The organism is Roseofilum sp. (assembly GCF_982964205.1).
The window spans coordinates 20,119-33,262 of the sequence record NZ_CEZBFX010000007.1 but is presented as its reverse complement, the minus strand read 5'-3'; the positions used below and the strand labels follow the sequence as shown (position 1 = coordinate 33,262).

13 protein-coding genes and 1 riboswitch are annotated in these 13,144 nt (G+C 44.7%); of the genes, 9 read left to right on the top strand and 4 right to left on the bottom strand.

The annotated features are described in order from the left end of the window. Positions 1-83 precede the first annotated feature (83 nt). A riboswitch (cobalamin riboswitch) is annotated at positions 84-228 on the top strand. A gap of 254 nt (positions 229-482) precedes the next feature. From AC3A14_RS03600 to AC3A14_RS03570, 7 genes are all read left to right on the top strand, one after another. Continuing rightward, a complete protein-coding gene (locus tag AC3A14_RS03600) occupies positions 483-653 on the top strand; it encodes a hypothetical protein (protein ID WP_318731230.1) in 171 nt (56 codons plus the stop codon). After that, entirely contained in the window at positions 637-1,101 is a 465-nt protein-coding gene (locus tag AC3A14_RS03595) for a hypothetical protein (RefSeq protein ID WP_318731231.1), read from the top strand. Before AC3A14_RS03600 ends, AC3A14_RS03595 begins: the two co-directional genes overlap by 17 nt. 68 nt (positions 1,102-1,169) lie before the next feature. Beyond that, positions 1,170-2,270, top strand: a complete 1,101-nt coding sequence (locus tag AC3A14_RS03590) for a fatty acid desaturase (RefSeq protein ID WP_318731232.1) — start codon at positions 1,170-1,172, stop codon at positions 2,268-2,270. A 136-nt stretch (positions 2,271-2,406) separates the two neighbouring features. After that, positions 2,407-3,774: a two-component system sensor histidine kinase RppB gene (gene rppB / locus AC3A14_RS03585; RefSeq protein ID WP_318731233.1), complete on the top strand. Its 1,368-nt coding sequence runs from the start codon at positions 2,407-2,409 to the stop codon at positions 3,772-3,774. Positions 3,775-4,320: 546 nt separating this feature from the next. After that, complete coding sequence (locus AC3A14_RS03580; RefSeq protein ID WP_413038559.1) at positions 4,321-4,737, top strand: element excision factor XisH family protein; 417 nt, start codon at positions 4,321-4,323, stop codon at positions 4,735-4,737. After that, the gene (locus tag AC3A14_RS03575) at positions 4,725-5,060 is read left to right on the top strand and encodes a XisI protein (RefSeq protein ID WP_318731234.1); all 336 of its coding nucleotides are present in this window, start codon (positions 4,725-4,727) and stop codon (positions 5,058-5,060) included. The genes AC3A14_RS03580 and AC3A14_RS03575 overlap by 13 nt, the downstream gene beginning before the upstream one ends. A gap of 90 nt (positions 5,061-5,150) precedes the next feature. Beyond that, positions 5,151-6,248 (top strand): ankyrin repeat domain-containing protein, encoded by a 1,098-nt coding sequence (locus AC3A14_RS03570; RefSeq protein ID WP_318731235.1) that lies wholly within the window; start codon positions 5,151-5,153, stop codon positions 6,246-6,248. A 194-nt stretch (positions 6,249-6,442) separates the two neighbouring features. On the opposite strand, the gene AC3A14_RS03565 is transcribed toward AC3A14_RS03570, so the two are convergent. From AC3A14_RS03565 to AC3A14_RS03555, 3 genes are all read right to left on the bottom strand, one after another. Next, positions 6,443-7,483: an RNA ligase (ATP) gene (locus AC3A14_RS03565; protein WP_318734659.1), complete on the bottom strand. Its 1,041-nt coding sequence runs from the start codon at positions 7,481-7,483 to the stop codon at positions 6,443-6,445. Between the two features lie 200 nt (positions 7,484-7,683). Beyond that, complete coding sequence (locus tag AC3A14_RS03560) at positions 7,684-9,321, bottom strand: GspE/PulE family protein (RefSeq protein ID WP_318731237.1); 1,638 nt, start codon at positions 9,319-9,321, stop codon at positions 7,684-7,686. Positions 9,322-9,388: 67 nt separating this feature from the next. Further along, on the bottom strand, positions 9,389-10,000 hold the full coding sequence (locus tag AC3A14_RS03555) for a cysteine dioxygenase family protein (protein WP_318731238.1): 612 nt from the start codon (positions 9,998-10,000) through the stop codon (positions 9,389-9,391). 168 nt (positions 10,001-10,168) lie between these two features. Here AC3A14_RS03555 and AC3A14_RS03550 point away from each other — a divergent pair, with 168 nt between their 5' ends. Together AC3A14_RS03550 and AC3A14_RS03545 are read left to right on the top strand one after the other, a co-directional pair. Then, positions 10,169-11,005: a YHS domain-containing (seleno)protein gene (locus AC3A14_RS03550; RefSeq protein WP_318731240.1), complete on the top strand. Its 837-nt coding sequence runs from the start codon at positions 10,169-10,171 to the stop codon at positions 11,003-11,005. Positions 11,006-11,058: 53 nt separating this feature from the next. After that, a complete protein-coding gene (locus tag AC3A14_RS03545; RefSeq protein ID WP_487778910.1) occupies positions 11,059-11,637 on the top strand; it encodes a YHS domain-containing (seleno)protein in 579 nt (192 codons plus the stop codon). Positions 11,638-11,701: 64 nt separating this feature from the next. Here AC3A14_RS03545 and AC3A14_RS03540 read toward each other — a convergent pair whose 3' ends face one another. Then, positions 11,702-13,024: an ATP-binding protein gene (locus AC3A14_RS03540; protein ID WP_318731242.1), complete on the bottom strand. Its 1,323-nt coding sequence runs from the start codon at positions 13,022-13,024 to the stop codon at positions 11,702-11,704. Positions 13,025-13,144: the final 120 nt, after the last annotated feature.

Below are 13,144 nucleotides of genomic sequence, written 5' to 3'. Positions count from 1 at the left end.
GATTGCTGGGAGTTCAAGGTTATCGTTACTGCACTGGGACTATTTAGGCTGCTTGGGGGTTATTGTCAAGGTAAAATAAATAGGGTATATTACTCAGGCTCGGTTCTAGCGCCTGATACCCGCTAGAGGTAACGGGGAAAGTCCGGTGTAAATCCGGCGCTGTCCCGCAACTGTGAGGAGAGACGCAACTCTTTAAGTCAGAATGCCCGCCGAGGTGTAAACCCATCACATAAACATCTGCGAGGTACAGATGATGAAGACTTCAAATTTTTGCGATCAGCTTTTTGTCAAACATTTAAGGTTGTAGCGTTCTAAGTTGAACGTCAGGTTGATATTCAATCAAGCTATCTGAGTAAAGGTAGCCAAGTTTTGTGCTGGCGATCGCATCTAGTACCCTCACTATATCTAACTATGGGCTGTTTACCAATCAGAAGACAGCTAGTATTTAGGTTGACTTACAGAATTTTAGGAAGCGATAACTGATGACCATTCAAGCTACAACGCTGGGGTATACCCGCATTGATAAAAATCGTGAAGTTAAAAAGGCATTAGGAGCCTTTTGGAGCTGCCGGGAAGAAGTGATTCCGGCTCTGAAAAACAGGGTGGCTGCCGCAAAATTTATTCAGGAGGAGAGCCATGGGACTCAGGAATGATATATGGCAGGGCGATTGCGGCTACTGGCAAGACCTATTTATTCGGGAAAACCTGTTACCCTTAGGACATGCAGCATGGCAGGGGTTTATCACTGAGGGACGGGGCATGGTAGCTTGCGATGTGGCCGCGATCGATACTGGATCTGTAGATTATAACAGTGACATAGTTGAGCATACTGTCCGGTTTGTTCCCCTGTTGCATGTCTCAGCCTATTTGCAAACGCTCCATCTAAAAACAACAGTTATTGAACGGCTGCTTGATACGGTTCAAACCTATGATCCCGTTCAAGAAATTCTGTTGTTAATTGATGAAGACGGACAGGCAGATATTAACCTACTGCGAAACCTCAAAGTTGCTCCAGTTGATTGTTACCAACAGGTGCAACGGCGTTGGGTAGAGTTCCAACTCGATCAATCCCCTGGAGATTTGTATGAACAAAAATACTGAATAGATCCCAATACCGGCTCATCCCTTTTTTAAATATCAATTTTCCCGTCAACTAAAACCACCGAAATATGCTCAGAAAAGCTAATTTTGTCTTGACTCCATACATCAACAGCAGCAACCTGCGGGCAACTTACCAAATTCTTAATACCGTTGTGCCTTATGTTCTCTTATGGATTTTAGCCATACAGGCTCAATCAATTTCTCTATGGCTATTGCCCCCAATCCTTGTACTCCTAGTTCTCTTTTCACTGCGCTGTTTTTCCTTGATGCATGATTGTGGACACAATTCTCTCTTTCGGTCAAAATCAGCAAACCGTATTATTGGGTTCCTGCTGGGTGCGATCAATGCGATTCCCCAATATGGCTGGTCAAGAGATCATGCCTACCATCACAAAACCAATGGCGACTGGGAGCGATATCGAGGCGTTGCCGATTTCTTGTCCACCGAGGAGTTTTCTCAGCTCGATCCTTTCCATCAAAAACTATATGAAGTCCTGCGACATCCACTTATGGCGATTCCCGGCGGCTTCTTCTATCTTGTCATCAAGCCTAGGCTGATTTTGAGCCTAGGAGTTTATGATTTAATCCATCATATATTTACTGATTTAAAGCAGGGTTCGGAGTTTAAATTAGCGCAAATGATTTCTGCCCACCAGTCCAAATACTGGCAGTCATCTGCTGAATTTTGGGATCTCCTGCTCAACAACATCTTTGTGGTCAGTAGCTGGATTATTTTAAGCTCTTTATGGGGATTTGAATTGTTTTGGAGTATTTACTCTATGGTCATCATTTGTTCTGCCACGATCTTTATCTGGATCTTTTTTGTCCAGCACATTTTTGAAGGTGCTTACGCTCATAAAACGGAAGGCTGGGACTATATTTCAGGTGCAGTTAAGGGCAGCAGTTATTTAAAATTACCAGCTATTCTCAGATGGTTTAGTGCAGACATTGGCTATCACAATATTCATCATCTTTCCGAAAGAATTCCCAATTACTATCTCGCCGCTTGTCATCGTGAAAATAGTCATCTGCTTTCGGATGTCAAGATTCTCCGAATCACAGATTTATTTGACTGTGCCCAATTCATTTTGTGGGACGCAGATTCAAATCGTTTAGTTTCGGTTGCATCCTTTCGTCAAGCTGCGGAGGCTAGGGCAAACTTTAATTGATTCGCCGGACTTGATATTACCCCCTTTTAGGGAAAGTGACAGAAGAGGATAAATATATTTCTTATTATTTTTTGGGTTTAAACTATTGCCTAGTGTGAAGTGCTATAGAGCTATGTCTGTTGTTTAAGTTCCATTTATGAAAAGTTCTCCACTTTTTCGTCACAGTCGCCTTCGTTTAGCGTTTTGGTATGCCTTAGTGATGGGGGCAATTTTAAGTGTATCGGCGTTGGGTATGTATCGTTCCCTGGTGCGATCGAATTGGCAAGCAATGGAACGGGAAATGGAGTCGATCGCGGGAACACTTCACGATAGCTTAGAACCGATGTTGCCTGCCTCAGAAAACCCCACCACTGTGTTAAGGCAGATTTTGCCTGAATTGTGTTTAGTGGGACAACCGTGTAATTTTAATCCGACTTTAATTGAAAGACATACCATTGGTATTAGCGATCGCAGCACCTATTTCCTACGGCTGTTTAATCATCAGGGGCAACTGCTAGCTTTTTCTCCCAATCAACCGGCGAATCTTTCTGGCATCTTAAAGGATACTCCCTGGCAAACTCTCACCAGTGAGGGGATTCGTTATCACCAATTTACGATTATTTTACACAGTGCTTATCCTCATTCCGTTGGCGATCGCCACAAGCACAAATCATCTTGGGGTTATTTGCAACTGGGACGAACTTTACAACCCTTTGATGCTGAAGTTAGACGCATACAAACGATCTTAGCGATCGGGTTTCCCCTAATTTTAGGGATAGTGGTGATGTCGAGTTGGTGGCTTTCCGGGTTAGCCATGCAACCGATTTATCAATCGTATCAACAACAACAACAGTTTACCGCTAATGCCGCCCATGAGTTGCGATCGCCCCTAGCTAATTTGTTAGCAACCATAGAAGCCATGTTAAGAATACCCTCCTCAAAACCCGAAGATTTAACCCCAATGTTGCAAACTCTAGAAAGACAAGGAAGACGCTTAAGCCATCTAATTACAGATTTACTCTTATTAACTCGTCTGGAAGATCGAGTCCCTTCTACCTCTTTTCAGTATTGTTGTTTAAACGATTTAGTTGGGGATCTGGTAGAAGAATTTTCCGAGGTGGCTATGAGGGCTGATATCGATCTCATTGAGCACATCCCCGATCGCCCAATTCAGGTTTTAGGAGACGATTCTCAACTTTACCGTTTAGTCTCTAATTTAATCGCTAATGCCATTCAATATACCCCTAGTCAAGGTCAAGTCGTGGTGAGCTTAACCGTCAAAGAACGTCAGGCTTTGATTCAGGTTCGAGACACGGGAATAGGGATTGCCAAAGAAGAACAACCGCGTATTTTCGATCGCTTTTACCGGGTTGACAGCGATCGCGCTCGAACCACAGGAGGCACAGGTTTAGGATTAGCCATTGCCCGGGCGATCGCCCACTATCATCAAGGCGATCTTACGGTTACCAGTCAACTCGGTCAAGGGAGTCTATTCACTATTGCTCTTACCCTGATTCATTCTTGAGTAACTATCAATGTCCTGGTGAGTTAGTCATTCTTAAAATTCACTTTACCAATAGGCTTTTAAATGCTACGATCATAGCCAATTGATAAGTATGAACAGCATCATATTATTCTCAATCTAAAAGAAGAACCCCATAGTGTAGAAAATTGTCGCGACGGTGAAAATAGAGACTTTATCTACCACAAATTTGAATCCTTTGCACGTATATTTTTAACTAAACTAATTCTCAAATATGCATTACAAGCAGAAGAATATCATTTCTCTAAAAGCCTTATGGCTCAACAGTACAAGCAAGTTCTGAATTATAGGGAATATTTGCCCTGGAAAAAAACTGGAGGAGCCTTTGTTACCGCTTTTTTGGGTCAGCTTAAATACTCACTACCCTTACTCGAGGATTTGTACTACATTTTGTCGTGCAAAATGTGAGTTAAAATGCTATAGCCATTGGGTTGAGGTTACTTCATACTCAATGCCGTCCAGTATAGGTTAAGGAATAGAAAATTTTGATATAATTCAGTGAAGCTCAACACTGAATTCGATCGCATCATGTCTGCTAAAGATGTTTATCATAATACAGTTAAAGTAGCCTTGCAAAAAGAAGGTTGGACAATCACCGACGATCCACTAGTGTTAGAGTTATCTTCTGGTAGGCTGGAAATCGATTTGGGTGCAGAGCAACTGGTTGCTGCTGAAAAAGATAATGTCAAAATTGCTGTTGAAATCAAGAGTTTCTTATCTTCTTCTCCAACTTCAGAATTTCATCGCGCTCTAGGTCAATTTCTCAACTATCGAGTTGCCTTAAAACAGGAAGAGCCAAATCGAGTTCTGTTTTTAGCCGTTCCCGCTAAAATATATTGTAGTTTTTTCTCTGGAGAACTGGCGCAATTGAGTGTTACTGAATACCAGGTGAAAATTCTCGTGTTTGATTCCGAAAAAGAGGTTATTGTACGATGGGAAGATTAGATGAGTACCGCCAAGCTGTTCTGAAAGTCATAGCAGAACATCATAAATATAAATCGTCTTATGGTGACCTAGAACAATTTATTATTAGCGATACGCAAAACGACCATTATCAACTGACAAGTATTGGCTGGAATGGCGATCGCAGAATATTTAGTTCCTTAATTCATATCGATATCAAAGGTGATAAAATTTGGATTCAGCATGATGGTACGGAAATTGGCGTGGCGAATCAACTGATTGAGTTAGGCGTACCCAAAAAAGCGATCGTCCTGGGTTTTCACGACCCCAATGCTCGCAAGTTTACCGAGTTTGCGATCGATTAGGATTGGGGAATAGATTAGGGAATACCAAGAAAAGAATCAACGATCGCAATATCAGCAAACGAGTTATTAACAGATTGGAGGAAGTTGAATTTGGACTGGAACTCCTTACGGAAATCTTGCTTGGAACCCCAAAGCTATCAGACAATCCACTTTTTAGCCGAAGAAGGCAATATTCCGTCGCTGAACATTTATCTGCAATACATAGGAAGTCCCAACATTGCAGTTGGCGGGATAACCCCTTTATATTTAGCAGCACGAGAGGGTCATTTTGAGGTTGTTCGTCTTCTGGTAGAGTATGGAGCCGAGGTTAATCCAAAAGCATCGGATGGTTATCCAGCCTATTCGCCAATTTTTGCAGCGATTTACCACAAGCGCGATCGCATTGTAGAGTTCCTTTTAAAGAATGGAGTAGAACTCGATATCTATTTAGCGGCAGCGTTGGGAGATCTAGAAAACTTAAAACGTTTGCTCGCTGACGAGGACGATATTAATTCTCTCAACATCAAGCGAAATGAACCTTTCTTCGGAGGAGCGAGCTTATTGCATCTGGCAATCTGCCGAGATTCGATGCCAGTCGCCGAATTTTTGCTTGAAAAAGGAGCCGACATTCATATTCGCAATAAATCAGGCGATACTCCTCTCCACCATGCTGCCAAGTATAATGCGCTCGCTGTCGCTCAATTGTTGATAGAAAAAGGAGCCAAGCTTGATGCCGAGCCAGAAAAAGAAGACACGCCGTTACATCGAGCCTGTAGATACGGTCATGTAGAGATGATAGAACTACTATTAGATAATGGAGCTGAGATAAATGCACTCGGTTGGCCTCGTAAGACTCCCATCAATGAGGCTATTCAAGGAAATTACCCAGAAGCAGTGAAGGTGTTAATCGATCGCGGTGTATACTTAGGTAGCATTCGTTATTATACTTTTTATGGCAACGATAATACAGAGCATTCGAGCAAACGTCCGCTAACTTTAGCCAGAGAACTGGGGGATAGGGAAGAAATTATTGAACTACTTATTGCTAATGGAGCTAAGGAATTTGGCGACGATATTTTATCAGCAAACCCTTCCTTAGCCTTATTAGTTGGTGGCGTAATAGTACTCCTAGTCCATCTGTCTATGCATTACTTGTCCGCATTTCTATGCGATATCACAGCAACTCCATGTATACCTCCTCCTTATTAAGTTGGTTAGGAGGAATGGAAAGATTAGACAAGTATCGCCAAGCTATTCTGGAAGTCCTGGCGGAACACCATACAGCGCTTTGCGCTTTCATAGAGAAATGGTATTAGCCGTTACCTGGGCAATTGTCCATCATCATCAAAGCTATCTTACGGTTACCAGTCAACTCGGTCAAGGGAGTTTATTCACCATTGTTCTTAACCTGATTCATTCTTGAGTAACCATCGATTGGAGATCGCCTTGAAAGAAAACATCTCTCCATCAACTGGCTCTAGGGATTTGTATACCAAGCCCTCTCGTCTACTGGCATTTAAAGATGGGCCATCGGCATGAGAGAGCAACTCCTCAAGGGAAGAAAAGTTGCGGAAGACTTGAATCGATTCAGAGACGACGGGCACATGCTGCAAGCCGAGCTGTTGGATAAAAGAGAGCCGCTCTGATGCCGGGAAATATTGCTGGCGATCGATGTCCCAAACATCAAAGACAAACCAAGCTGGTTCTGTCAGCTTCTCGTTATTTTTCTGAATGTTAGGGCCGATCAACTCGCCTTGAATGGCTAGGTTGCGATGTAGTGGAGGCAGCAATTCGAGCAAATTTAGCTTCAGAGCGACTTGCCAGAGAATATTGCGGGGCTTGTCGGGGCGATCGCACTTGAGGTCTAGGTTACGCGAGCAAACTCCAACCTCACCCTCTCGGACGTACACCGTCATGGAAGAGCCATCCAGCTTAACGGTTTCCTCAAAGGCAACATCCTGGAGAGTAGCGGCATAAGATTCCCACAAGTTTTGAATCCGTTCTTGGTCAGTTTTCGGAATAACGCTAGGGAATGCTCCCTTCACCAACCCCGATAGAGAGGCTGGAACTGGAGGCTCGTATTTCTGCACCCCCAATAGCTCAGTGACATCATCCCCTACGGAGCAAGACAGCGCTGCAAGTTCCGGAAATGTCGCCACAGGTAAAACCAAACCTTGGGAAAGTTGTTTGCGCAACTTGACGGTTCGCAAGCGAAACCCTTCTTCTTCTCCCATACGTTTGAAGGAGCTAGATCGGAGAAATTCAAATTCAGGGCGAATGGGGAGAAAAGAGTCAATCTCGAAGTAAACAGCCAGATCCCCCACCTGAAATTCATTGCGCTTGGTTACCACTTGCCAGCCTCGTACCTGAACGACATCCAGCGAATCAGCATTGGGCACAGGCTGCGAAGACTTTATTTGCTCGATTGTTGCCAGTTTTCTCATTGTGTTTTCACCCAGGACAATCTTTGTACATTTACCCTCTTAACCAACAATTATAGCTATTTTACTACAAATCGTATTACTCTAATAAAGTTGCTGTAGCGCTTTAGAAATATGAGCTGCCATAGTACTACAGCACTAAAAGGAAGGGGGTATAATACATGATTTTTGGCCAGTCACGGCACGAGGTTGGGTTTCGGTTCTCAAGTCAACTTATACTGCATGGCGCTGCGAGGGAGAACTCGCTCCACCTCCTCCACCGTCGTTTTACCCAGGGTTACCTTATCAGTGGCTGCTTTGCGAAAGGACATAAAATCTGTGTTTTTCAAATGTCGGCGCAAGTCAGTGACTCCCCCTTCATAAATCAACTCGTGAATGGGATCGTCTACATTAAGCAACTCAATAATGGCCTCTCGTCCTAAATATCCCGACTGAAAACACTTAACACACCCTTGTCCTTTACGCCATTCTTCTGGGTTGGCTTCATGTAAACCAATGCCTAATTTCTTTAAATCCTCTTCACTAGGGCGATAGGGCGCGCCACAATGGGTACAAACACGGCGTACTAAACGCTGGGCAATAATCCCCAGGAGCGCGTCACTAATCAAACCCGGATCGGGTCCGATATCCTTGAGCCGGGGAATGGCTCCCACGGCATCATTGGTATGCAAGGTGGTAAAGACTAAATGACCGGTTAAAGCTGCTCGGACTGCGGTTTCTGCGGTTTCATGGTCGCGAATCTCTCCGACCATAATGATATCGGGGTCTTGGCGCAAAATGGCCCGCAATCCAGCGGCAAAGGTCATGCCTGCTCTTTCGTGGACTTGGGTTTGGGTAATTCCGGGTAAGATGTATTCTACGGGATCTTCAACGGTGACTACATTCACTTGCTCTGTGGCTACGGATTGTAAACTGGTATAAAGAGTACTGGTTTTCCCGGAACCGGTGGGTCCGGTGAGGATAATCATGCCCTGGGGTTGCTTGAGCCAGTTTTGATAGATGGGTTGGGTTTTATGGTTAAAGCCGAGGTCTTCAATTTTACTAAAGGGATTTTTCCGAGGAAGGAGGCGGATCACGGCTTTTTCGCCACTGACACACGGAAGGGTACTAACGCGCATATCCATGCCCAATTCTCGATTATCTTGGGTGGCGTATTTTTCTCCAATCCGTCCATCTTGGGGGCGACGACTTTCGGCAATGTCCATGTTGGACATGACTTTGAGGGCAACGATGACTTTACGGCTGACTTCTGATGAGAGAGTCGTAATATCTCGGAGTACGCCGTCAATGCGATACCGAACCCGCAAGCCGTGGGGTAGGGGTTCAAGGTGGATATCGCTGGCACGGTTGCGGAGAGCGCCGGAGATAATGGTTTTAATGCGGCTAATTTGACCGACGGCTTTGGATAAGTAGAGTTCGGTAACTTCGGTAATATTTTCTTGTTCGAGTTCCCCGGTGATGGGGTTAACGAGGGGCGCAGCACTGATGCGAGTATGGTCAAAATTACGGGTATGATGCCAAGAGCTGTAGCTTTTTGGGGAAATGGGGATGATTTTAATATCGGTGAGGGTACGATCGCTCATTTCTCGGATTCGATTGTCTTCTACCCTCACGGGAGAGCCAAGATAGTAGCAGTTGCGCCACAGCAGTAAGGGAATAATGGGAGGTAGGTTCTGGCGATCGGGGAATTCACGCCAAAACCGAGAACTGACTTCAGAATCAAGTAAGGATAGGTTAAGGTGGCGATCGCTATCGACTAATAGCTGAATGGCTTGATCACAAGTTACACTACCTTGTCGGAGTTGTTGCCAAGCTGAAGGAATCAGATCGCTGGTTTGCATGGGTTTTAGCTTGAGGATAAATGCTTTGTTTCCCAGTATACTGTTTTCCTCTTCGGTTGTTGGCGCTCTAAAAATTCCAAGCGGTATGATTAACGGAATCGAATTCAAACCGCTTGTCCACCTTTGTTTCTCCGTATATATTCAACGTAATCGCGGCTTCATTCCCTAGAGGTTCGACGCTGTGAATGGCATCGGGGAGAAAGGTAATGATTTCTCCAGGAGTTAAAATATAAGAATCTACGGCTTCAATGCGATCCTCGAATTCAGGAGTCGGACTTCTGCGCCAAAATATATTTTTTTCTTCTCCACTTAATAAAGCCACCACTCCCCAACTGCCATGATTATGAATCGGGGAAACATTGCCGGGTAACCAAGCCACAATTTGAATCGTCAGCGTAAACTCTGGTTCGTCATATAGGGATAAAATTGACCATCCTGGATTCGGACTCGGTTCTGAATAATAGGTTTGTAGCCAAGGAGAAGAATCTAATAGTTGACGCAAACAGCGAGCAATTTCCGGTAAACGCTGGCTATCTTCCGGAATCTCCCACAAAATCGTTTCTAAATCCGTCAGAAACCGATATAACCGATACGGTTTATCCCCAGCGTCTGGAGAACTTAAAGACTCTAAGGGATGACGTTCGCCTTGTTCATTCACGAGCCAATCAGCAGCTTGCATGGCATCACTCTTTAGTAAACACTTCTGAGGTCAACCGTAACTTAAAGGGAATCCCAAAGAGAAAATTCTCAGGAAGAGTTCAGATTTCTCTCACAGCTACTTCAGTTGGGTAAGGTTTCATGAAAATGTCAACAGTTACAGCTATCGTTAACTTTATCGGAGTCACTCATGAAACTACATTACATTGCCAGCCTAGCGATCGCCTCTATTTTTACTGTAGGTATTACCGCCCACACTTATGCTCAAGGGGAGTACAAGACCGGAGAAACTTCTACCTCTCTGAAAGCTTGCGCTGGCAATCCCTGTGCGGGTAAAAATCCTTGTGCCGGTGAGAATCCTTGCGCGGGTGACAACCCTTGTGCCGGTAAAAATCCTTGTGCTGGTGACAACCCCTGTGCTGGTAAAAACCCCTGTGCTGGTGACAATCCTTGTGCCGGTAAAAGTAGTGCCCTCAAAGCCTGTGCGGGCAAAAATCCCTGTGCGGGTGAAAATCCCTGTGCTGGCTCCAACCCCTGTGCTGGTAAAAGTAGTGCCCTCAAAGCCTGTGCGGGCAAAAATCCCTGTGCTGGCTCTAATCCCTGCGCCGGAAGCAATCCCTGTGCCGGTGCCAGCAAACGTCCCGCTGTTTTCTCACGCAAAGGCGTAGCCATCAGAGGTGCAGATCCCGTAGCCTATTTTAGTCTCAACGGCGCAGGAGCTGAAGCTGTAATGGGTAAAGATGAATATACAGTTGAGTGGAACGGAACCACCTGGAAGTTTGCCAGTGCTGAAAACCGGGATAAATTCGCTGCGAACCCCGAGCAATACGCTCCTCAATATGGCGGATATTGCGCCAAAGCTATGAGTGAAGGCAACCTTGCCCCAGTCGATCCTGATGCTTGGAAAATCTATGAAGGGAAACTCTACCTCAACTTCAATAAAGATGTACAAGCCCAGTGGGTGCGCGATATCCCTGGCAATATTGCCAAAGCCAATCGCCATTGGCCAGGTATTCTGAATCGATAAGTTATAGGGCTGGACACTGGTAATGGGTAGTAGGTCGTCAATGAAATTCCCTATTGCCTATTACCGATTCCTTACTCCTATCCTTAGCCTTTTTGGAGTCATTCATGAAACACCATTACCTTACCATCCTGGCGATCGCCTCTATTTTTACTCTAGGCATTACCGCCCACACCTATGCCCAAGGGCAATTCAAGACTGGGGAAACCCCAACCTCTTTTAAAGCGAGTGCAACTAAAGTGACGAAACTCCCTCCTGTTTTCTCTCGCCAAGGGGTAGCCATCCGAGGTGCAGATCCCGTAGCCTATTTCAGTCAAAACCAGGGTGCAAATGCCGTGATGGGCAAAGCGGAATACCAACATCAATGGAACGGAACAACCTGGTACTTTGCCAGTGCTGAAAACCGCGATAAATTTGCTGCGAATCCTACCCAATACGCTCCTCAATATGGGGGATACTGCGCCAAAGCCGTGAGTGAAGGATACACTGCTCCAGTCGATCCCAACGCTTGGGCAATCCATGAAGGGAAATTGTACCTGAACTATAGTAAAGGTGTACAAGCCCAATGGAGTCGGGATATACCTGGCAATATTGCTAAAGGAGATCGTAATTGGCCTAGTGTTCTCAACCGATAAATGATGGCGCTGGACAGTGGTAATGGGGAATTGGCTAAAACCTTGTCATCATCACCTTACCAATCTAACTTAACGATCTGACATATTCTCGAAAAATGGGAGATAAGTTAAAGGCGATTCTCTCTGTTTCTATGGAGGTGAGTAAGAAGCGCCGCTTTAAGGAGTCTAATCCGTTAATTAAGTCGGTTGAGGATAAGGATAAGTCGGCTCTTAACTGTTCCCGTGAAATGGGCAGAGCGCTTTGACTTAAGTGGAGGGCAATTTGTTGTTCGGGAGGCGATAAACGGTTAAAACACGTTTTCATCCGAGTCTGCATGGTTTGAGTGAGAATGAGGTGGTCTTCGGCAAACAATTCGGCGATATTGCCGGAGAAAAGGGTTTGAATTAAGCTAGAGATTTGTTTAAGATAAATGGGATGACCTTCATAGTTTTTCAGGATTTGAAGGGCGCTGTCGCTCTCTCCTAAACCGACACCTTTCAATAGTTCTGTGCTGTCAAATCCGCCGAGTTCTAAACATTTGATGGGATAAAGTTCTGCATCTAAAGCCATCATCTGTTGATTTTTTTCTTGACTGATGACAAGAAGGGTGGATTGATGGTCAATTTCGGTAATTTTGGTGAGTAAGGTGTGGTAATCTTGGGCTTCTGGTTTATAGTGTCCGGCAAGTTGACCGGGTATAAAAATGTGTTGGAAGTCATCTAGGACAAGCAAGCATCGGCGATCGCGTAAAAGCTGGAATAATTGAGTCAGCAGAGGATGGGTGAGGAGAGTATCGGGATTAACCGTGGTTAAGATGTCCTCGATAATGGTATTTAAGCTAGGGGAGAATGGGATACTTTTCCAGATAATGGTATCAAATTCTTCTAAGTTTAAGTCAATCCAGCGCTTCACGAGGGTTGTTTTACCAATCCCGGCGATGCCAACTACGGAAATCAGGGGAATGTTTTGGTTACAGAGCCAGTGAGAGAGAGTGCTGAGTTCGGTGGTGCGATCGCAGAATGTCCTGATTTTTGGAGCAAGGCTTAAATCATGATTCGGTCCGGTTGGAGTGGGTTTGGGTGCTTCGGTGCTGGTGGTTTGGCGATCTGGATGAGGACACCACGTCAGATCTCCATTGACTAAACCAACTAATGGGGAATTAACCGCTCGCTCTAACGTCCAGCAAAAATTAGCTTTCTTAACTTCGTCACCTAACGCATCAGATAAGACCTTGAAAAGCTTACGGCTCTCGTCTCCGATATAGTTTTCACTGTAGCGACCGGGAATGTCTTCAGCCATTTGTTGGTAAGTCTTGCCTTCCCACAGGCCTTGAACGATGTTCTTCTGCAAATCGTCTAGATGTTTCCCCGTTTGATTCTCGACTAGGCGATCGATGAACTGCAACATTTCTGTAACATTTATAAAATCAACATAACATAAAGGTTTTTTCTATTATAGCATACTTTTTACCGAGAAAAGCAAAGTTTTTCTGTCCTGTGCTTAACGATTCGTAATAAAGATGACCAA

Coding starts and splice junctions, on each gene's coding strand:
- AC3A14_RS03600 (WP_318731230.1), top strand. CDS start 483: ATGACCATTCAAGCTACAACGCTGGGGTATACCCGCATTGATAAAAAT.
- AC3A14_RS03595 (WP_318731231.1), top strand. CDS start 637: ATGGGACTCAGGAATGATATATGGCAGGGCGATTGCGGCTACTGGCAA.
- AC3A14_RS03590 (WP_318731232.1), top strand. CDS start 1,170: ATGCTCAGAAAAGCTAATTTTGTCTTGACTCCATACATCAACAGCAGC.
- rppB (WP_318731233.1), top strand. CDS start 2,407: ATGAAAAGTTCTCCACTTTTTCGTCACAGTCGCCTTCGTTTAGCGTTT.
- AC3A14_RS03580 (WP_413038559.1), top strand. CDS start 4,321: ATGTCTGCTAAAGATGTTTATCATAATACAGTTAAAGTAGCCTTGCAA.
- AC3A14_RS03575 (WP_318731234.1), top strand. CDS start 4,725: ATGGGAAGATTAGATGAGTACCGCCAAGCTGTTCTGAAAGTCATAGCA.
- AC3A14_RS03565 (WP_318734659.1), bottom strand. CDS start 7,483: ATGAGAAAACTGGCAACAATCGAGCAAATAAAGTCTTCGCAGCCTGTG.
- AC3A14_RS03560 (WP_318731237.1), bottom strand. CDS start 9,321: ATGCAAACCAGCGATCTGATTCCTTCAGCTTGGCAACAACTCCGACAA.
- AC3A14_RS03555 (WP_318731238.1), bottom strand. CDS start 10,000: ATGCAAGCTGCTGATTGGCTCGTGAATGAACAAGGCGAACGTCATCCC.
- AC3A14_RS03550 (WP_318731240.1), top strand. CDS start 10,169: ATGAAACTACATTACATTGCCAGCCTAGCGATCGCCTCTATTTTTACT.
- AC3A14_RS03540 (WP_318731242.1), bottom strand. CDS start 13,024: ATGTTGCAGTTCATCGATCGCCTAGTCGAGAATCAAACGGGGAAACAT.